Annotated in this window: 14 protein-coding genes; 9 read left to right on the top strand and 5 right to left on the bottom strand. The window is 59.8% G+C overall.

From position 1 onward, the window contains the following. Positions 1-9: 9 nt before the first annotated feature. Positions 10-1092 (top strand): LLM class flavin-dependent oxidoreductase, encoded by a 1083-nt coding sequence (locus tag FJ426_RS24370; protein ID WP_140498491.1) that lies wholly within the window; start codon positions 10-12, stop codon positions 1090-1092. A gap of 16 nt (positions 1093-1108) precedes the next feature. Next, a complete protein-coding gene (locus tag FJ426_RS24365; RefSeq protein ID WP_140498490.1) occupies positions 1109-1423 on the top strand; it encodes an NIPSNAP family protein in 315 nt (104 codons plus the stop codon). On the opposite strand, the gene FJ426_RS24360 is transcribed toward FJ426_RS24365, so the two are convergent. Next, on the bottom strand, positions 1409-2071 hold the full coding sequence (locus FJ426_RS24360) for a cysteine hydrolase (protein ID WP_140561330.1): 663 nt from the start codon (positions 2069-2071) through the stop codon (positions 1409-1411). The two genes, FJ426_RS24365 and FJ426_RS24360, sit on opposite strands and share 15 nt — an antisense overlap. A gap of 221 nt (positions 2072-2292) precedes the next feature. Here FJ426_RS24360 and FJ426_RS24355 point away from each other — a divergent pair, with 221 nt between their 5' ends. From FJ426_RS24355 to proX, 3 genes are read left to right on the top strand one after another with little or no spacing between them, the layout of a single operon-like run. Continuing rightward, entirely contained in the window at positions 2293-3486 is a 1194-nt protein-coding gene (locus FJ426_RS24355) for a glycine betaine/L-proline ABC transporter ATP-binding protein (protein WP_140561328.1), read from the top strand. A gap of 2 nt (positions 3487-3488) precedes the next feature. Next, the gene (locus FJ426_RS24350) at positions 3489-4427 is read left to right on the top strand and encodes a proline/glycine betaine ABC transporter permease (RefSeq protein WP_140498487.1); all 939 of its coding nucleotides are present in this window, start codon (positions 3489-3491) and stop codon (positions 4425-4427) included. 56 nt (positions 4428-4483) lie between these two features. After that, a complete protein-coding gene (gene proX / locus FJ426_RS24345) occupies positions 4484-5536 on the top strand; it encodes a glycine betaine/L-proline ABC transporter substrate-binding protein ProX (RefSeq protein ID WP_224519139.1) in 1053 nt (350 codons plus the stop codon). A gap of 285 nt (positions 5537-5821) precedes the next feature. Here proX and FJ426_RS24340 read toward each other — a convergent pair whose 3' ends face one another. Both FJ426_RS24340 and FJ426_RS24335 read right to left on the bottom strand, forming a co-directional pair. Further along, positions 5822-7525 (bottom strand): alkaline phosphatase D family protein, encoded by a 1704-nt coding sequence (locus FJ426_RS24340; protein WP_140561326.1) that lies wholly within the window; start codon positions 7523-7525, stop codon positions 5822-5824. Continuing rightward, on the bottom strand, positions 7522-11649 hold the full coding sequence (locus FJ426_RS24335; RefSeq protein WP_140825547.1) for a GMC oxidoreductase: 4128 nt from the start codon (positions 11647-11649) through the stop codon (positions 7522-7524). Before FJ426_RS24335 ends, FJ426_RS24340 begins: the two co-directional genes overlap by 4 nt. 416 nt (positions 11650-12065) lie before the next feature. Here FJ426_RS24335 and FJ426_RS24330 point away from each other — a divergent pair, with 416 nt between their 5' ends. Next, entirely contained in the window at positions 12066-15818 is a 3753-nt protein-coding gene (locus tag FJ426_RS24330) for an adenylate/guanylate cyclase domain-containing protein (protein ID WP_181172792.1), read from the top strand. A gap of 46 nt (positions 15819-15864) precedes the next feature. Then, positions 15865-16551 (top strand): Crp/Fnr family transcriptional regulator, encoded by a 687-nt coding sequence (locus tag FJ426_RS24325; RefSeq protein WP_140513449.1) that lies wholly within the window; start codon positions 15865-15867, stop codon positions 16549-16551. Between the two features lie 265 nt (positions 16552-16816). Here the strand turns inward: FJ426_RS24325 and FJ426_RS24320 are convergent, their stop codons facing one another. Together FJ426_RS24320 and FJ426_RS24315 are read right to left on the bottom strand one after the other, a co-directional pair. Then, the gene (locus FJ426_RS24320) at positions 16817-17089 is read right to left on the bottom strand and encodes a hypothetical protein (protein ID WP_140498482.1); all 273 of its coding nucleotides are present in this window, start codon (positions 17087-17089) and stop codon (positions 16817-16819) included. A 224-nt stretch (positions 17090-17313) separates the two neighbouring features. Further along, positions 17314-18051, bottom strand: a complete 738-nt coding sequence (locus FJ426_RS24315) for a Crp/Fnr family transcriptional regulator (protein WP_140498481.1) — start codon at positions 18049-18051, stop codon at positions 17314-17316. 223 nt (positions 18052-18274) lie between these two features. Between FJ426_RS24315 and FJ426_RS24310 the strand changes: the two genes are divergently transcribed. Continuing rightward, entirely contained in the window at positions 18275-19627 is a 1353-nt protein-coding gene (locus FJ426_RS24310) for a substrate-binding protein (RefSeq protein ID WP_140513453.1), read from the top strand. A gap of 185 nt (positions 19628-19812) precedes the next feature. Next, positions 19813-20688: a branched-chain amino acid ABC transporter permease gene (locus FJ426_RS24305; RefSeq protein ID WP_140561321.1), complete on the top strand. Its 876-nt coding sequence runs from the start codon at positions 19813-19815 to the stop codon at positions 20686-20688.

Below are 20688 nucleotides of genomic sequence, written 5' to 3'. Positions count from 1 at the left end.
GTCATTGTCATGAAATTTTCCGTTTCCCTGAACATGGAGAGGTTCAGTCCCGACAAGGATATGCGCCAGGTGGCGGCTGAGACGCTGGAACTGGTGCGTATGGCCGATGCCGGCGGCTTCGAGACCGCCTGGTCGCCCGAGCATCACACGATTGAATTCACGATCGCGCCCGGCCCGTTCCAGTTGCTGGTCTGGTGGGGAGCTCATACCGAACAGATCCGGCTTGGCACCGCCACCATCGTCGCGCCGTACTGGACCCCGATCCGTCTCGCGGGAGAGGCCGCGCTTTGCGATCACCTGACGGGAGGGCGGCTGGAATTCGGCATCGCCCGCGGCGCCTATCAGTATGAATTTGACCGTATGGCGGGAGGCATCCCGCAACAGGAAGGCGGCGCCTACATGCAGGAACTGCTGCCGGCAGTCCAGAAATTATGGGCAGGCGACTACGCCCACGAGGGTAAGTATTACCACTTCCCGCTGGCAACCTCGGTGCCGAAGCCCTTGCAGCAACCCAACCCGCCCATCTGGGTGGCGGCGCGTGACCCCGGCACATTCGATTGGGCGGTGCGCAATGGCCACAACATCCTCTCCACGCCGTTGTCGCGGCCGGTCGCGGAAATCGGCATTCTCGGCGACAAGTTCAAGAAGGCGGTCCAGGATCATCCCGAAGTGCCGAGACCGCGGTTCATGATGCTGCGCCGCACTTGCGTGTATGAACGTCCCGAGGACTGGGAACTGCCGGTTCGCTACAGCTATCAATATGGGCGCAGCTTCGAGAACCTGTTCCAGAACATCGGCACGGTGAAGAACGGCTTTCCTGAAGCGGTTTCTTACGACACCGTTGGCAACAGCGGCGACTACGATCCGCGGTCGATCCGCGACAATCTCCTTTTCGGCACCCCGGACGAGGTGGTCGAAAAGCTGATGGTCTATGAAGCGGCGGGCGTAGACCAGTTCTGCCTCGGCCTCGCCTTCGACCTGCCGTTTGAGGTGCAGAAGAAATCGCTGGCGCTGTTCATCAAGGAAGTGATGCCCGTATTTGCGATGCGCGAGAAGGAAGCGGGCAGGGAAAAGTCGCGGGTGATCGCCTGATGGGAGCTGTCACGCCATGATTGTCGAGGAACGCATCTACAAGATAAGGGCCGGCCGTCTCGCCAGGTACATGCAGCTTATCAGCGAGGAAGGCCTTGCCATCCAGCAGCCGATCCTGGGCAACCTGATCGGCTATTTCCGCACCGAGATCGGACCTCTCAACCATGTCGTGCATCTATGGGGCTATAGCGACCTGAACGACCGCGCCGAGCGGCGTCAGCGGCTGGCCGAAGATCCCGCGTGGCGGGCGTTTACCGTCAAGCTCACCGAGAATATCGAAACGATGGAAAACCGAATCCTGATCCCGACCGATTTTTCACCGCTGCGGTAGGTTCAAGACCTGGCTTCCCGCTTGCCCGACCGCGAAAGAATCCAGGAGCCGGTCCGTGGTCATGACCCAGCCGTAGTTGCGTGCGAAAGCATCGAGCATGGCCTGCCGGCTGGGCGGATGGTTGGAAGAAACAGCATCCTCTACCACAATCGTGGGATAACCGAAATGCACGGCGTGACGGCAGCTATCTTCGACGCACATCTCCGCTACCGTGCCGACGAATACCAGACCGTCCACCGCAAGCAGCTTGAGCGTCTTGGCAAGATCCGTGGCATGAAAGGCGCTGAAATAGACCTTGTCCAGCACGATATCGCCATCCTGTGGCGCAAGCTCGTCAATCACCTCCGCGGCATCCCGCATGCCCTCGACATCGCCGTAGGAGCGCATGAAGCCTGGTACGCACGCATGGGTCGGCGCATCGGTCAGCTTGATCCAGGTCAGCTTGCCGGCGAGGGCCTGATACAGGGAGTCGGCAACGTATCGCGTGAATACCACCGGCTTGCCGTTGCCGCGAAACGCCGCAATGAGTCTGCCGATCGAAGGTATGGTTTCGCGCGCGGATGCAACCTCCATCGGCGCATGCCTGCGCACGAAATCGTTCTGCATGTCCACGACCATGAGGGCAGGGTTTTTAAGCGAAGCCAGCACGCCGTTTCTCCATACAGGCGTCCCGGATTATACCTATCCGGGTAGCGGAGAGCCTATATCATCGAACCCGCGAGCCGTATGCTTTCCTTCGTAGCACTGGGCTACGCGGGTATCCTGCCGAACGGGGGAAGACGGCGGGTGCACTTCTATCTTCATTAATCGGGATCGTGGCTCTGGAATGTGCTGACTATCGTCCGCCAGGCCAGGAGTGGAGGACAGGTGTGACGGATCGCATAACGGTCGAGGGCGTGTACAAGATTTTCGGCAGATCGCCGGAATCGGCTTTGGCCATGCTGAAGTCTGGCGAGACAAAGGAAGCTGTGCTCCAGAAGACCGGGCAGGTCGTCGGCTTGAGCGACGTGTCGCTGTCCGTTCCCGTCGGTTCGATTTACATGATCATGGGCTTGTCCGGCTCCGGTAAGTCGACGCTTGCGCGATGCATCAATCGCCTCATCGAGCCGAATGCAGGGCGCATCCTTATCGATGGCGAGGAGATCACCGGCGCCAGCGAAGCGCGGCTGCGCGAAATCCGCCGGACGCGTATCTCCATGGTGTTCCAGCACTTCGGCCTGTTGCCGAACAGAACGGTGTTGGAGAATGCCGAGTTCGGCCTGAAACTGCGAGGTGTGCCAGCCGCCGCGCGCAGGAAGAAGGTGATGGAGGTGCTGGAGGTCGTCGGGCTGGCTTCGTGGGCAAATCATCTTCCCGGTACGCTGAGTGGCGGCATGCGTCAGCGCGTCGGATTGGCCCGCGCACTCGCCACGGATGCCGATGTCCTGATCATGGACGAGGCTTTCAGCGCGCTGGACCCACTCATCCGCAGCGAAATGCAGGACGAACTGCTGCGCCTGCACAGGACTTTCCACAAGACCATCCTGTTCATCACGCATGATTTCCAGGAGGCGCTGAAGCTCGGAAGCCGGGTCGCCATCATGGCGGATGGAATGGTGATGCGCGAAGGCGTTCCGCAGGACATCGTGACCAAGCCCGGGAATGACTACGTCGCCGCCTTCACCCGCGACGTCAACCGGGCCCATCTGTTCGATGCGAGTTCCGTGATGGTGGAAAGCAGTCCGCTCCGGCTAGACGGACGTGCGTTTGGCGGCCGCGATGCCGAGGGCGAACCGGTGTTCATCGTCGACGATTCGATGCAGGTCGTGGGTGTCGTCGGACCACGCCAGTTGCCACGCCTCGCCGATGGTTCGGCGATCCAATCATTGATGAGCAAGGACTATGAGACGGTATGCGGCACGGAAAAGCTGTCGGTGGTGGCCAGCCTGTGCCATCGAGACCGGCCGATAGCCGTTGTTGACGAGGGCGGCCGATATTTGGGGCGTGTCGATCCACTCCAGATCCTGTCCCGCATTGGCGCTCCGGCGGCGGCTTCCTCGCAATCCCGGGGAGCGGAGGCCTGACCATGCTGGATGTCGATAATCTCTATGTCATCCCGCTGGACCAATGGATCCAGGTCGGCGTCCGCTGGCTGGCAATGCATTTCCGGCCACTTTTCCAGACCATCAAGTGGCCCGTCGAGACCCTTCTGACCGCGATCGACCATGGACTCCATGCCATTCCGTTTCCGATCCTGATCGGGATCTTTGCCCTCATCGCATGGCGCTCCGCATCGCGTGGCGTGGCTATATTCACGCTGCTTTCGCTGACCCTGATTGCCTTCATGGGCCTGTGGGCGGAAGCGATCACCACCCTGTCGCTCATCGCCACGGCAATCGTGGTGTGCGTCATCCTTGGCATTCCAATCGGAATCCTGTGCGCGCGCCACGATCGCGCCTGGACCATCGTGCGGCCGGTGCTCGATGTCATGCAGACGACGCCCAGCTTCGTCTACCTGGTCCCGGTGGTCATGCTGTTCGGCGTCGGAACGGTGCCTGGGGCAGTCGCGGTCATCGTGGCGGCGATATCACCGCTGATCCGCTTCACCAATCTCGGGATTCGTCTTGTCGACAAGGAGATGGTCGAGGCGGGGCGGGCCTTCGGTGCCACCGATCGCCAACTTCTCTGGGAAGTCCAACTTCCATTGGCCTTGCCAACCATTCTGGGCGGCCTCAACCAGACAGTACTGATGGCCATGGTCATGTCGGTGATCGTATCCATGATCGGGGCCGAAGGGCTCGGACTTGTGGTCCTGCAGGGGCTGGGACGTCTCGATGTCGGCATGGCTGCCGTCGGCGGCATCGCCATCGTCCTGCTAGCCATGATCCTCGATCGCATCACGCAGGGCCTGGCCAACCAGGACAAGGCCGGACCAACCCGGGGCATCCGGGCCGCCCTGGCTCAGTTGCTGCGTCCCAGAAATGAGGAAGCGGGGAGTTTCGAAACGAACCACCAGCAGGTTTGAACACCGTCTCGATCAGGCGGAACGACGCAACAAATATCACAACAAGGGGAGAATACATGTCGGCGAATTATCGATACCGCAAAGGGCTGAGACTGGCCTGCGCCATGGCTGTTGCAGCAACCATGATGGGTGGGCAGAGTTTTGCGCAGGATAAGCCTGGCGAAGGCAAGACCATTCGTTTCACGTCCTCCGACAGCCTGGGCGCCAACTATATTCAGGACCAGGTCCTGATAGCGGGCCTCGAGAAACTCGGTTACGACGTAAAGTTGTCGACCATGAACATGTCGGCGATCCTGCAGGCCATTTCGCAGGACGACCTCGACATGACCGGCGACATCAACTGGCCGCAGGCCGAGCCCGCCATCGCACAGATCTCGGATACGGTCGAACTGATCAATGAAGGCACGATCGCGGGCGGCGGCATCAACGGCTACATGATCGACAAGAAGACAGCCGAAGCCAACAACATCACCAATGTCTCGCAACTGAAGGACCCGAAGATCGCCGCCTTGTTCGACACCGACGGTGACGGAAAAGCCAATCTGGTGAATTGCGATCCCGCTTGGAAGTGCGGTGACGTCGTCGATTTCCAGGTCAAGGAGTTCGGCTTGAGCGATACGGTGCGCTCCATCCGCGCCAAATACGAGCCGCTGATCGGCGAGGTCTTTGCACGGGCCGACCGAGGAGAGCCGATCCTTCTTTACACCTGGAGCCCATCCTGGATCGTCTATCGGCTGAAGCCCGGCAAGGACGTGGTGTGGCTGCCGATCCCGTATGACGCTCTTCCCGAGGGCGTATCGAAACCGAAGACGCACGAGGTCAAGGACGTGGTTGGCTGTGCGGGGGGGCAGAACCCATGCCGCATGGCGGTTGGCCCATGGAACTGGCGCACGCTCGCCAACAAGAAGTTCCTGGCTGACAATCCGGCGGCCAAGAAATTCATCGAACAAGCGAAATGGTCGCTGGACATCTGGAGCCAGTGGGAAGGCGATCTGGGGGCCGGCAACAAGACCGACGCCGAGATCAAGAAGATCGCCAACGACTGGATTGCCGCAAATCAGTCGGAGTTCGATGGCTGGGTAAAGAATGCGGCTGCCGCCGGGAAATAATCCGGGCAGGCCTCTATCGTGGCCTGTTATCACAATGGTGGCGGACCCTGTCCGCCACCATTGTCGATTGAGGAGACCGATTGCCGGCCAAGCGTTTTCGCTTCATGGCGACGTTTCCTTATGGGGAGCGGCTACACAGGCTCATGCAAAGGGCAGGCGATCGTTTGGACATGCGGCCTCAGAGACGATTATCTCGGGATAAATAGCTGCCGCCGCGCCTGATCGAGCGCGGGCCGCTTGGTATAGTGAGAAAAACTGAGTGAAGCCTTATTTCACGCGCAGCTATTACTCTAGGTCGCGCGTGAAGGTTCCGTTCTCCTTGAGCCCCCCGCTGTCGTGGAACTTGACATCCAGACGCCAATGCGAACGGCGGCGGCATGTCGTTACAAGCGCGAAACCGTCGCCAGGGGCGAAACTTGTCTGCACCTCGCAACAATACGGCCCCTGCTCAGGATCGGGATCGGGAAAGCAAAAAGTCTCATTGGCCTGGAAATTGTCGGCAGTTCCGTTCGCAAACGGATATGGCGCGTACAGCGCCGAACTGTGGATACAATGCAGGATGCTCTGCTTGCCGGTTTTGCTGTTTGTTACACGAGCGGTGACCAGGCTGCTCACGTGCTCGTCACCCGACAGGAATACCAGTCCCTTTATTTCCTTGTTGCACACGAACCTGAGCAGTTTATGTAAGGAAAACGGGTATCCATCCCACGCGTCCGAACGCAAGGCACAAGTGGGGGCCTCGGCCACCTCCCGCCGCCGCGGCAGCACTGCCGAGGATGTGAGAACAAATTTGGGCATTTCGGTGTGTTCAGGCTTGGTAAGCCATTCACAAAGTTTGGCGAATTGCGTTGAACCCATGATCCGCGCTTCGCACCAGTTCGAAACCGTCCGTCCTTGACGTTCGGTGCGCGTGTCGCAAAGGAAGAATGGCATACCGTTGTGGGTTAAATCGTCTCGCCAGATGTGTGCCGGCAGGCGCTTTTCCAGCACCTCGGTCTTGCCACGTTCGTACCTGAAGTAAGCCAGCTTCCCAGGCTTTATGACGATATCATTCTTGCGCATCGCCGGGTCGGGGTCTTTTGCCCAATTGTCGCGAATCTCATGATCGTCCAGCATCATTTCAACCGCCATGTCCAAGCGCTGCATCACCGCCTTCACACCGCGGCTCTGGCCCCGGCGTTCGTAGGGTATTCGGAATCGGTCGTTGACTACCTTAGGGTCGAAAAGCCCTGCCGTAGCGTCGATATATACCTGATCGCCGGCCAGCAGCAGCAACGTTGGGGCGCCGGGTTTGCCCAGTAGATCGCCGAGCGCGAGCAGAGACGCATCCGCGGGCCCTCGTGTCGCATGCTGACCGTCGGGCATGTGGTCGAGGAAATCACTGGGGTATTGGCAACTTGCGAGAGCGAATGAAAGGTTCGATACCGCGCGGGCATCGCTCTTGTGCCGATGGCTTCTGTGCGACCTTCCAGGCCCGCCGACGATCAGGCCACCTCGCAAATCATCCAATGTGTCAGTCTCGAGCGCATACCGAATAGCCTCGGCGGCCCTCTTCACCGCGTTCTTGGCATGCGAACCTGTGTCGAGGATTTCAGGTGGTGATCCCGCCCCGTCGGGCAGTTTCGGTAACCGAGCCAAGCCGCCAATACCCTGCGCCTGAACGTACAGCAGCAAGACCAGTACCTGCTGCGCTTCAGGCCATTCATGGAGCGGAACTTCAAATACGTAAGGAGATGCGGGTTGCTTAATATAGTAATGCGGAAGACTATTATAGAGGCTATCGTCCCTCTGTCCTTTCTCGTCGCCGCGGCTCGTAACCGGCGGACCGATCATGTGCAGGCGGTCGCCCTTTGCGTAGACGGGAACAATGAAAGCTGCATGAGGCAAGCCCCGCCCTCCGCTATCGGCCGCTTGCACCAGGATCTTGCCCGCCTCGACCTCTACGCGCACCCCGAAGACGGGCGCCCTGGCTTCAAAGGGGAGCGTCATGGCTTTTCCTCCAAGGGGCCCGGCATATCGGAGATATCCGGCATTCCGAGGTATTTCGCTATAACGCCGCAGATCGACGAGGCGTCTTTGCCGATCAGGCAATCCTGATGACCGTGGCCGGCAATGCACCAGGTCAGGTAGGACGGTTGGCCGAGCGCCAGGAACTGGCCGCTTTTGTCAATAAGATCCCTGATTTCTTCCTCCGATTGCACCGCCTCGACCGCATGCAGAGATGAGTTCAAATGCGGCACGCCGGCCCCTTTGAGCATATTTCGCATCAGTCTTAGCGTTGAGGGGGCGACCAAACCGTTTTCCGCTCCATGGATCGACATCATCGGGAATCTCAGTCGATCCCTCACCCGGTCCGGCAGCACATAGCGATTTATGCCGGCGCGATCGGTCACGGTGTTGAAGCCAGCAAAATGTATGACCTGCGAGACTGTCTCGACGCTGAGCGGGCCGAAGAAATCGTCGATGTGGTCGAGTACGAGGTCAGAGAGATTGTTGAGCGAGAAGGTGCGTGCATAGAGCGCGTCCATCCGATGTCTTGTGCCGACCCAAGGCGTCGCTTTGCCTGGGGGCCAGAGGGGATTCTCGCGCCGATACTCGTCGGACGGCAGCCACATTGCCGAGAGCGCTCTGTCGAGCAATTGACCGGCGAGCGAGATATCGCCATGCGGACTAAACACATAGTCTTCAAGTTGAAGAAAATAACGTACATATCGCATCACATATGCGGCGAGCACATTTGCCGAACTCAACAGCATCGCCGGGCCGACTTGCGAAAACACCACGCGCCCGATCTTATTGTGCAAATTCCTTCGATCATGCTCGCCAAGCACTGCCATGCTGAACATTGCCGCGCCCATGCAATGGCAGACGACATCGAGCCTTTCCTGCCCTGTCGCAGCCAGCACGTGTTGGACGGCGATCGGAATGTCATTCTCCGCCATCTCCTCAAAAGCCCAACCGCCTGTGGCGGTAGTCAGGCCTGAACTCGATCGCATATCGAGCACCCAGACATCGCGCCCAGCATCACACAGCGATTGAGCGAGGTTGCCGGGTACGGCAGCATGAGCAAATGTGGTGCCGCTCGCACTGTAACCATGGATGAGCAAGACGGGGCGTTTCGGGACGCCCTTCTCGATACTGCCGTCATAGCGGGCCAGGCGAATGCGGATCGGCGGGCTGAGCTGACCTTTCAAGGTCAACCAGTCGATTTGAGGCGCTGGTAAGCCCGGCACCGCCCCGGGCAGCCGTTGTGGTTCACGCGCAGATGGCGGGTCAGGGCGGCGAAAACTCAGTGCATGTATCTGAAGCACGACGCGAAAACCGTAGAGTATGAAAGAGGCCAGATCTGCCAGTGCCGCGACACGGTCTTGCTGCCCCACTATTCGCAGCAGAGGCACCGATTGCCGCGCCAGGTATCGTTTGTTTAGCTCGAGCGACGGTAGCTTCTTGCCAATGACGGTCTTGCTCATCTGCGGGAAAACTTCGACCGACATCTCCATCAATTGCTGCCAAGGGCTGGCGCCGCGCGCATAGGTGAGCCGCTTCACCGCTCTGATTTTCTTCTGCGTGAACAGAGAGCTGTCGAACCTCGCGCCCGTGCCGAGATCTTCCGGCTCGACAACCTTGTCGATGTGCAAATCGTATTCGATCAGGCGGACCCCGCCCGCACGCGAGCACAGGTGCAGAATGTCGAGCAGTCTGAGATGGGATGCCCCTCCGCTAGGCGGCGTGAAACGCAACCATTCCTGGCCCTGGCGGACCAAGCGGTAAGCAAAGTCGCGCATCCCGCGGTTGAGCGCCCACGCAAGGATAGCGCGCAGCATTCGGGGCACGGGGCGCGATTTTTCCAGATCGAACAGGTGGAGCGATCCCGAGATCTCCGCCTCGAGCGCAACATGGCTTTCATAGGCCTGATCTGCAATGGGGTCGAACTCCTTTCCTGCACGCAGAATGCGCAGCCGACCATGGGCAATCGGCAAACACCGTCCACGGGGCGTTTGCAGCGCGTAGAGATCGGTGAGCACCACCGGCTTGGTGGTTAGCGTCAGTTCGACCATGTGTGGTTTCACACCGTTGCCGCGCATAGCCAGAGGGACCTTGCCGCGCACCTGTTCGGTCAGTTCGATGCTGGTAGGCGTAGGCGCAGGGTTCGTCCGCGGCGTGGAATATATCGGCCGCGTTTCGCCACGAGAGTTCCCAGGCAAGGGTGCATTGGTCAAACGGCCGCCACTGAGTTGCCATTCCTCCTTGAGCTCGGTGATCGCTCGCAATGCCAGAACGGCTATGGTCAAGGCGGGATTGATACCCAGAGACGTGGGCACGACCGAGCCATCGAGCACGATCAACCCTTCGTGAGTGCGTCTGAGGCCGACCGCGGCGGCATCGAACACGCGGCCGCAATGATCGGTCACGCCTTGGCGAACGTCGTCACCCATGGCGCAGCCCCCGAGAGGATGCACCGTCAGCAGCGGGCCGCGCTGGCGACCGAACACGGCTTCGAGCCTGTCGGACAAAGGTCGCCACAACAGGTTGTTCACCAGCCGTCCGCCCAATCCAGACTCTCGAAGCAAGGCGCCAAGGCGCGCATGATGGTTCTCGAGTCGGGGGTCCAGTCGCAACTCCGGCCAGCGCACTGTGAGCATCCCGTCGGCGAGCATTTTTTCAGGATCGTCTTGCTTCTCATCGGCGCTGTTTTGCATCGAGGGCCCTAGCGCCAGTGCTCCCTCCGCGTCGTCGCGGCCGATCATAGCCAACACCAGGGAGTTGGTGATGGCGGCTGGATTGACGGCTGCATCGTCTGCCCGTGAAGGATTCGGCTCATGCTTCGCCCAGTCGCCATCGGCGACGCGATTGAGCACATCGAATGTGGTGGCGCTTTCCTCAAACAGGCGGCGCAGCGGTCCCGGTACGGCAAGATCTTGGATCACCAGGTCAGTAGCCGCGTTGCCGTCGCGCAGATCGATCATTGCGGTTATCGTCGGGCCGACCGCGCGACCGCAATCCTCGCTCTTGATGTTTGGGGCCGGATTCTCGGTTTCGTCAGCGACGCCATTCACCCGTGCCGCCAAATCATGGGCAACGACGAGCATGTCACCATTGGCGGAGAACTTGCTTCCCAGCTGATCGGAGAACTTTATCCCGCGGATTTGCGAGCGCATCAAAATTTCCGTCGAGCCGAATGTGCCTGCTGCAAGGATCACGCGTCTCGCCAGCAGCGCGAACGGCTTCCGCTGGTTATCGCGTAGATGGCCGTCGGTGTGATTGACGTCCAACTGCCATCCTTCGCCCGCGCGCAAAACGCGCAAGACGGTGGCGCCAGTGACGATCTGTACCAGGCTTTGTCGAGCTAGCCGCAACAAGTTCAGGTCGAGGGATTCTTTGGCATTGTAGTTGCAACCAGTGGCGCAGTCGCCGCAACGGCGACATTCGCTCATCGCGACCCCGGCGTGGTTGGTGTGGCAATCGGAAGCGACGGTTATGTGAGCGGGTCGTGCTTTGCCACCAGCCAAATTTCTAATTGCTTCGGACTTGGCCAGGAAAGGCTTGGTGACACGTATCGGCTTGGCTCCCAACCAATCACGCAGCCGTTCAGCTGTCTCTGCGAGCGTCGTATCTCTGCGGATTTTGGTGGGCCAGCGTGCTTCCCGGAAAATCTCCAGCAGCGGCATCTCCATCACGCCGGCGTTGATTAATGAGCCTCCACCCAAGCCACACGCGACGAGAGCTACCGCGTCGTCGCTGCAGCGCAAGTCGTAAAGACCATCGAACACGCCGCGTTGGCGTTTCGCAAAGGGGGTGGCAAAGCGGACGTGGCCGCCCAGATCGGCCAATCGCGAAGGGAACATTCCGGCCAGGTACTCCTTGCCGCGTTCCAGTACGCAGATTTTTAAAGATTGGCCTTGCACATCCTTGCAGGCGCTCAATTCGGCGGCAGCCACCGAGCCGCCATAGCCGCTGCCAACGATGGCAACATCAAAGTCATATCCGCCCTTGACGGTTGTCCTTTCCCTATCGGCGATCTGCGGAAAATCGTGGACCAATGTCTCGAGTCGGTGCGAGAGCCAAGCCGTCGCACGTGGCGGCTCCGGCGCTGCCTTGATGTGTACAGGCAATGCGTCCTCCCTAATTTAGATATCAATCATATACGAAATTTGGTGTAACGTCAGGAAGTCACGCAATCTATCGGGGCGATATTCATTCCCTTTAGGAAGTGCGCGGTCGGCGGTGCCTTTCTCTGCCCTGAAACCATGGGCACGGCTGCGGGAAGGAACCCATGGAGGGTACTTGCGAGCTACTTGAGAGTTTTCTGCCGCTGGAATTACTCGGTAGAATTCACGCACTTCGAGCGGATGGCCCAGTAGCCGTCGAATTCCAGGCTGCAGTGGTGTTTGTCGATGTGTCCAGATACACGGCCTTGGTCGAGCAACTAGCACGACGGGGGCAAGAAGGACTTGAAAGAATCCCGAGCCTGCTTAGTCACTCCTACGCGCGATGCGTAGAGCAAGTATACAATCGTGGAGGCGAGATTTTGTACCTCGCCGGCGACGAACTGCTAGCCTACTGGTCGGCGGATGTCCGCGGACTTGAAAGCGCGGTGCGAGCGGCGACAGCCTGTGCCAAGGCAATCTGCGGCGGCCAGAACGAGCGTTTGGAGGACGGAACAGCTGAAATCGCACCCGCGCTGCATGTTGGAGTAGGGGCGGGGGCCCTCTGGGCGGCGGCTTTAGGCGGTCAGCCGGTCTGGACTCTCTTTGCAGGCGGAGATGCCATCATGCAGGCCGCTCAGTCCCAAGCGGCTGCGCGCCGATGGGAATATGTACTTTCCGACAAAGCCAACTTGGCCCTTGCGCAGCCGTCTCAATCGCGGCGCAGTCGGCCTACGCTGGCTTCTCCGCCTCCGGGCTGGCTGGCAAGGTTTTTGCCTTTGCAGCTCAGGGACCTGCTGTCCGAAGCCGACTTGCGCTCAGTTGCCGCGGACAGCGCCGTTGCCATCCGTTCCGAAGAAGATCATCCAACGACCGCCCGCTTAGACGCCCTGGCGGAGATTAGGCCGATCACCGCCCTTTTCGCGCGAATTGCCGGACTTGACCATCGTCAACCTCAGGCGCTTGCGCGCTATCAATTGCTATGCGCGACCCTCCAGGAGGATCTGCGTTCGCGCGGTGGGCCGGCCGGCGAGTTGCTCTTTGACGACAAAGGTCTGATTTTCTTTGCGACGTTCGGAGCGCGAGGCAGTTTCCACCGCGACGATCCTTGCCGTGCCGTCGATGCTGCTCGCGCGATCCGTCTGACGGCCCAACGCTTGGGCCTCTCCGCGTCGATGGGCGTGGCTACCGGCGATGCGCTTTTTAGTGTTGTCGGAAGCGCACGTCGGCGCCAGCTGATGGTGATCGGCGCGCCCGTGAATCGGGCGGCGCGGCTTATGACGGCGGCATCGGCAAACGTTCTCTGCGATGCACCAACAGAGCGAGCCAGCCGGACGGCGTTTTGGTTCGAAGAACACGGCACGTTGCAACTGGACGGACTTGGGGACATGGCAACGGTATTTTGTCCCATGGATCCGCGCGCCCCGGTCCAACCTCTTAGTCCGCTGATTGGTCGGCAGAGCGAGCTGGAGTTCCTGAAACGTACGTTCGAGGAGACCCGCCGTGGAGGCAGGCGTTTGCTCGTTGTCTTGGGTGAGTCGGGCATTGGAAAAACCGCTTTGATCAGAGCTTTCACGGACGAACTGCGCTCAACCGCAATCGAGGTTTTGACCGCGCGCGCCGAACGTGACGATCGCCGGACATCGCTCCTGCCATGGCGGCGGGTGCTTGTGTCCCTTCTCGGCCTACCGTCCGACAGCGATGGATTTGCGGTGCTTGATGTCGTCACACAACGGGTTCAAGGCAACTCGTCGCTCGTTGGGCGACTGCCCTTGCTAGGTGATGTTCTGAGCATCGAAATTCCCCAAAACGACGGGACGCGACATCTGGAGGGACCTCATCGCGCTGATGCCACCATGCGTCTTTTGGGTGATCTCATGGATAACTTGGCACCGCGCCCGTTGGCATTGGTCCTGGAGGACAGTCAGTGGCTGGATTCGGCATCGTGGCGCCTCGTCGAGTGGGTTCTCTCATCTCTGTCCTCGTTGCTTCTGGTCCTGTGCGTACGCTCGGACGAAGTTCCGGAGGAGTTAAAAAACCTACGAAGGCGAGCCGAGGCCACAAGAAGGAATACATCCGGAACGGAACCTGACGATCCCGCGCGCCTGTGTCGTATCCTGGATCTTGAGGAACTCAGCGAGGCGTCGATTTGCGAACTGGTCGCCCGCACGCTCGGGGATGTGCCCCCACATGGCGAACTGGCGCGCCGGGTCTCGGCCTTAGCCGGTGGCAATCCGTTTTTCGCCGAGGAGATAGCGCTGACATTAAAGAGCCAGGGGCTCATCGCCATACGCGATGGTTTGTGGTGTCCGATCCGCCCGCTCGAGAGCCTTCGATATTTCGAAGGTGTCGATCGGGTCATTCGGGAGCGCGTTGATCGATTGGAGACCCCAGTCCAGCACGTTCTCAGGGCTGCGGCCGTGATCGGGCGTTCATTTACCGGCGAGGCCCTGGCGACGTTGCTCGAGGGCGAGTTGGATCACGACGGTGTGGGTGCAGCTGTCGAGTCGCTCGTGGCGGCGCATCTCGTGCGTCAGGGCACTGGATCAGGGAACTACGAGTTCCGTCATGATCAAATCCGAGACGTCGTTTATGGCTCAATTCCCAGTGAAGTGCGACAGCGACTTCATGCAGCTCTGGCCGCTTGGATCGAGTCGAGCCAGTCGGCCGCCATGGGCGCGGATGTCGCGGCCCTCGTTCAGCATTTTGAGGCCGCCGGAAACAATTTCAAGGCAGTTGGATATGCCAATTTGGCAGCAATCAAGGCGCTGCAGGTCGGTGCGTTTCGAGAGGTCGAGGCGTTTCTGGAAATCTGCTTGAGATACGAGTCGAAGCAGCCTTGGAGTGCTGAGCAAAGACTTCAGTCGGTGCGTTGGCGCAGGCAGCTCGGCGAGGCCCATTACAGTCGTGGCGACCTCCATGCTCAGGGCATTTCGGTGAGGCGCGCCCTCACCTTGGCGGGCACGCCGGTTCCACGTTCCTCGGCAGCCCTTTTGATGCGGCTGCTTGGGGGTGGAATGCGGCTCGCGTTCCAACAAGTGTTCCCTCCTTCGCTATGGTCAACTCAGGGTGGTGTGCTGGACTCCTGGGAGCGAGAACTAGCTCGCTGCCTTAACCAGGCGGCGGTCGTGGACTATTTCGAGCTTCGCTTTTCGCGAGCGTTTTCCCACACCGTCGCGGCTGTCGCCCATGCGGAGCGCACGGGGCTCACCATGGAGATGGTGATCGCGTCCGCCCAACTGGCATGCGGGCTGGGAATTCTGGGGCGCCGGCGCGCTTGCAACTACTTCATGGCAAGGGCAGAACGGGTGGTGACTGCGCTCGCCGATCCAGCGGTCCATGCCCACCTGTGTAATCTCGATGCGCTCTGGCGCATCGGCCGCTGCGACTGGCTGATGGTAGATCGTCGTCTGGATCAGTCTCAAGAGCTGTGTCTAAAGGCGGGCGATCAACTAAGTTGGTGCAACGCCCAGGCCATGCGCTTCTGGTCAATGTACTACCGCGGTGAATCGGGTGCGCTGGAGTACACCGCCCAGGCGCTGCTCTCCCGCGCGCAGAACAGCGGAAACCTCCAGCAAGAGATTTGGGCGCTCCGATGCAAGTCGTTGTGTGTGCTCCACACGGATAGCCCCCGTGAAGCGGTCGACATCCTTCGGCTGACCACGTCCGCTATGGTCGGATCCGCCGATCTCGCCGACTTGGTCTCCGCCAAAGGGTCGCTTGCGCTCGCGCTTGCACGGGTCGGGCTCCATGCTGAGAGCCTTCGGGCTGTGGTCGAGACGCTACGCCTGCTGCGCGAGATGCGTCGCCCGACTGTGCACAGCACACTGCCCGGCATTGCCGGCGTGTGCGAAGTGCTTCTGCGCGGCAGGGAGGTAGGCCTCTCGCGCGAGTACGACCAGTGGCGCCACTGGGAGCGCCAAGCGCTGCATGAGCTCAAGCGTTACCGCCGCGCGTTTCCTGTCGGCACTGCTCAGTATGGGCTGTGGGTCGGCGTGGCCCATTGGCTGGACGGGCGCGGTGACCGCGCCGTCTCTACTTGGCGGCAAGCACTCGCGGCTGCACGGCGCCTCTCGTTACGCAGGGATCAGTCGATCATTGCGGCCGAGCTGAGGCGCCGGCAAGACAAGATCTAAGATACTCTCCTGCGTTGGAGTATCCGATCGGCAACTTGGGGGCGACATGGCTTTTGGCGGCGCGAACGAAAGAAATGATCTCCCGCGCCTTGCACGGATCGATCCGCGCCTGTTCGATCTTCTTTTCAGCGGCTGCAAGGTTGAACGCCACGCGGCGGGCCAGATCCTCTTCGTCCAGGAAGATCCATCCGATCGTATTTACGGGGTGACGAGCGGGACGGTGGAGATCTCGATGTATTCGCCGGGAGGCCGGAAGCTGGTGGCCAATATCGAGCTTTCGCACAGCTTGGTCGGAGAGATCGGCGCGCTCGACGGGCGCCCGCGCACCGCAACCGCCACTTGCCTGACCGTTTGCGATCTGGCCTCGCTCGGTCGGAAGCAGCTCTTCGATCGCATCGAAAAAAACCCACCTCTGGCACGCGCCATGATTGAGCTTTTGTGCGCACGGCTGCGTTGGGTCAGCGGCGAACTTGGCGATCAGGCTTTCTTCGGCATTGAGGCCAGGCTGGCAAAGCGACTGGCCTTTTTGGCCGGCGTTATGGCGGATGGCTCAGGTTGGATACCGATCTCCCAGTCCGAACTGGGGGAGTTCCTGGGCGCCACGCGCGAGTCCGTCAACAAGACGCTTAACGATTGGCGCAACCGTTCGATTATCGCAATCAAGCGTGGTGGCCTGCGCATAAAGAACGCCGGTGCGCTTCGTCACATCGCCGAGTCACAGGACGATGACTGATGTCGCCGTTCGCAATCGGCGCGCATCAGAGCCGCGAAATTAGATTGCGCAACGAAGACCGGATCGGCATGAAGGGATAGTCCTCCACCTGTCGTGGCGACGAACTGGGAACCTCCGTTCAGCATCCTGACGCCGTCCCAGGCGATTGGACCTAACACGGGCTGTCGCGCGATCTATGGTCGGGCCTTTTCTCAATAGTCCGTCGGTCAGTCGGTACCCGCTCAAGGAGGCAGAGCGGTGGCGCTAGCCACCGCTCTTATCTGGATCAATTCCGGCAGTCCGGGCTGACAGGATCGTACTGGTGTGGGCTGACCCCCATGCACTTGGAGTTCGAAGCGCCACCAGGCAATCCGATCGACCCGGTCGGGAAGCCATACACCGCTTCTTCTGAAGCCAATGAATGTTGACCCTTCAAGTCACCCGGGGCTTCGAAGTCACCATTGTCGGCTCGCAGACTGTGGACGAAGGTCGAGTCGATCGCGAACGAAGGCACCGTGAGGATGAAGAATGCAGACGCAGCTGTAATGATCTTATACATGTTTCTCTCCCTTTGGTTGATGGCATCACAAAATTCGTGATGAGAACGAAATTGGCTTAGTTTAAAAACCAACTTCCTCTTCGGGGTTGATCTTTGCTATTTTCTTTATGATCTGTCCGAAAGAGAGACTAAATTGCCTGCTCTGTCATCTCTTGTACGCCGCGGGTGAGATTTGTATGTGAAGGAATTCACGCAGGGTGCTAATATGATCGACGGGACGCTTTTCATTCCCGCTGCTTCAGCACCGGGATCGGAACGAGGGACATCGGCTGGTACTGAGCCAGTCTTCGAAGGCCCGCAAGATCAGTCAAGTCGATGAAGCGCGCGTTGCTGGTGATAAGCTGTTCGGCGCGCAATTGCTGAATGATGCGATTGAGATGGGGCACGCTCAACCCGAGCGCGTCCGCCATGATTTCCTGTGAAAACGGCAGATCGAAACTTGCTTCGTCGGCGCGTTCGACTTCCAGGAGACGCGCGTGAATCTCCAGCAAAAGGTGCGCCAACCTTTCAATCGGAGTGCGCCGACCTAGATTGACGATGTGTTCCGCATAAGTCGCTGCCTCTTGGGCGGCGAGCCAACTTAACACCAGACCGAATTGGGGCTGCTCGTAGCAGAGACGAATGTACGCGTCGAACGAGCAGACGGCGTAGGTCAGTTCGCTCACGGCAACGACCGAACAAGTGGATCGATCGAAAAAGCTGACCGGGAATCCAATGACATCACCGGGCAGGATGAGCTTCAGGATTTGCCGCCTGCCGCTGCGCAGCAACCTGTAGCGGATCGCGTAGCCGTCTTTAACAAAGCACAGGTTTCGGAACTCGGAGCCGTGAACGACGAGTTCCTCCCGTTTCCGAATGGTAAGATCGCGCTCGAAGATTGCCTCAAGACGTTTGATGTCTAGCGAATCCAGCTTCATTGCACGTGTCAGTCGGGTCACGATCGGGTGGCCGGTCAGCGGCATGCCATGCTCCAAATGTTCATGACCTTCAACGAAACTTTCCTATGCTTATTAATCCAGATCAATGAACAGAATTATCAAACGAAAGTTGTATTGACTGGCAGGCCTACGCCACTGCGAATGCCCATGCAAATAGGCCATTTTCAGCGTTTCGCTGGAAAAAACCGGTTTGCGGCAACAACAAATGAGAGCCGTCCGACGGCTCCACGCTAAGGAGGAACAGCTGATGCCGCTCGACGATCAAAATACTTCCAATATATCCCGCCGCACCATGCTGCACGCGGGCGCAGGTCTTCTCAGTAGTGCCGTTCTGCCCTTATCCAGCTTTGCGGCTTTTGCAGCCGACGACAAGCCCGCGATAGGCACCTGGCCGGCCGGGTCGGCGGGCGACACCGTCTACATCGGAGCCGCGGTGCCCCTTACCGGTGCCTATGCCGTGCAGGGTGCTGATGAACTTAAGGGCTGGCAGCTGGCGGTCGACCACATCAACAACGGCCATGAGTTGATGAAGGCGTTGGCGCCGAAAGTCGACAAGGGGTTGCTCGGCAAGAAGGTCGAGCTGTTGTCCGCCGACAGCGCGGCCAAGCCGAACCAGGCCGTCGAGCTCGAGCAGAATTTCATCCACCAAAACAACATCATCCTGATGACCGGCTCGACTTCATCAGCGGTCGCGGTTGCGCTCAACAAATTCGCGCAGCGCGAGAAGATCCTCTACGTCGCGGGCATCTCCGGCTCAAACGACACAACAGGCAAGGACTGTGTCCGCTACGGCTTCCGCCAGAACTTCTACGGCCAGACCGCAGCCAACGCGATCGGCCCGATCCTTCTGAAGACCTACGGAAAGGGGAAGAAGGCGGCATTCATGACGCCGGACTACACTTACGGTCACACCGTCACCAAGTCGGTGAACGACTACCTGACCTCTCAGGGCGGATGGGAGATGGTGACGGACCAGGTCTCGCCGTTGGGCACCCAGGATTTCAGCCAGTATCTCACCAACATCGCCAATTCAGGCGCCGAATTCATTGTCAACGTCAACTGGGGCCGCGACGCAGTGCTGTCGATCCAGCAGGCCAAGCAGTTCGGCCTGACTCCGAGCATGAAGATGGTCATCCCCTACCAGATACCCTTCCTTGCCAAGGAAGTGGGCCCCGAACTGACAGCCGGGGTTTTTGCCGCTACCGATTTCTGGTGGACCCTGCAGGACAAGTATCCGCTCGCCAAGCAGTTCGTGGACGCGTTCCAGAAAAAGTTCGGTTATCGGCCGGAATGGGGCGCCGAAAATGCCTATGTCAGCTTCGCTCATTGGGCGCGCATGGTGTCGCAGGCCGGTAGCTTCTATCCGCCGGACGTCATCAAGCAATACGAGAAGGGTGAGACCATCCCTTCACTCGTCGGCGACGTTCACTATCGGCCGGAAGACCATCAGTGCGTGCGACCGGTCGTACTCGTCCAGGGTAAGGACCCCAAGGACATGAAGAGCGACGACGACTACTGGAACGTGGTCGAGGTGGTCGATGGCGCGCCGCTGATGCAGAAGCCTGACGAGTTCGGCTGCAACCTGGGCAGCTACACCTGATATCCCGCAGCGCCTTCTCCGCCCGCCACGGGTGGAGAAGGCGCTCGCACCGGGACTGGCTCTGGCTGGACTCAGACGGTTCGTCTCCCGGCGGTCGGTGGAATGTCGATTGTTCGCGACTTGTCAACCAAACCCTTGCTGGCGCGAGGGCAGGGCATATTTTTCATGATTAAGGTGGGCACAGAGTGATCAACTGGGCAAATTTCATCTCGCAGTGCTTCAATGGGCTCGTGCTCGGCGCGCTTCTGGCGCTGATCTCCTCCGGGCTGACCATCATCTACGGGACGCTCGGCGTCCTGAACCTTGCCCACGGCGCGATGTTCATGCTCGGAGGCTATGCCGGCTGGCTCGCCTACACCTACACAGGTTCATTCCTGGCCGCAGTGGCGGCCGGATCGCTGTTCGTGATGATCGTCGGCGTGTTGATCGAGCGGCTGATCATTCGCCATTTCTACATGCGGCCGCTCGAGGACCAGCTTCTCGTTACGTTCGGGCTCGGCATCGTTTTCGTCGAGACGATCCGCTTCTTCTTCGGCAGCCTCTCGCGCACGGTGCCGCCGCCCGCCTCGCTGGTCGGCATCACCCATCTGGGCTTCATGGTCTATCCCACCTACCGATTGGCGCTCCTCGGCATCGTCGCCCTGGCGTTGCTGATGCTCTATGTCGTGCTCTATCGCACCCGCATCGGGATGATCGTGCGAGCAGGCATCGAGGATTCGGTAATGGTCGATTCGCTTGGAATCGACGTCTACAAGATCTTCATGCTCGTCTTCGGCATCGGAGCCATGGCGGCCGGCTTCGCCGGCATCGTCAACGCACCCGTGGTGTCGATCGCGCCCGATGTCGGGGAAGCCATACTGGTCCAGACCTTCGTGGTCGTGGTGATCGGCGGCGTCGGTTCCTTTCCGGGCGCGATCCTCGGCGGCCTCATCGCCGGCGAAATCATCAGCATCACCTCGATGTTCAATCCCGGTTATTCCTATGTCATGCTGTTCGTGGCGATGACTCTGGTGCTGGTGCTTCGCCCGCACGGGCTGCTCGGCACGGCAGGGCGCGAGTAG

This window comes from Mesorhizobium sp. B2-6-4, from assembly GCF_006441495.1.
GTDB lineage: Bacteria > Pseudomonadota > Alphaproteobacteria > Rhizobiales > Rhizobiaceae > Mesorhizobium.
This window is presented reverse-complemented; position numbering and strand designations above follow the sequence as displayed.

Bases quoted from the DNA above. Each gene is read 5' to 3' on its own strand.
- FJ426_RS24315 (WP_140498481.1), bottom strand. From the start codon at position 18,051: ATGCCGCTGACCGGCCACCCGATCGTGACCCGACTGACACGTGCAATG.
- FJ426_RS24370 (WP_140498491.1), top strand. From the start codon at position 10: ATGAAATTTTCCGTTTCCCTGAACATGGAGAGGTTCAGTCCCGACAAG.
- FJ426_RS24340 (WP_140561326.1), bottom strand. From the start codon at position 7,525: ATGACGCTCCCCTTTGAAGCCAGGGCGCCCGTCTTCGGGGTGCGCGTA.
- FJ426_RS24365 (WP_140498490.1), top strand. From the start codon at position 1,109: ATGATTGTCGAGGAACGCATCTACAAGATAAGGGCCGGCCGTCTCGCC.
- FJ426_RS24310 (WP_140513453.1), top strand. From the start codon at position 18,275: ATGCCGCTCGACGATCAAAATACTTCCAATATATCCCGCCGCACCATG.
- FJ426_RS24320 (WP_140498482.1), bottom strand. From the start codon at position 17,089: ATGTATAAGATCATTACAGCTGCGTCTGCATTCTTCATCCTCACGGTG.
- proX (WP_224519139.1), top strand. From the start codon at position 4,484: ATGTCGGCGAATTATCGATACCGCAAAGGGCTGAGACTGGCCTGCGCC.
- FJ426_RS24325 (WP_140513449.1), top strand. From the start codon at position 15,865: ATGGCTTTTGGCGGCGCGAACGAAAGAAATGATCTCCCGCGCCTTGCA.
- FJ426_RS24350 (WP_140498487.1), top strand. From the start codon at position 3,489: ATGCTGGATGTCGATAATCTCTATGTCATCCCGCTGGACCAATGGATC.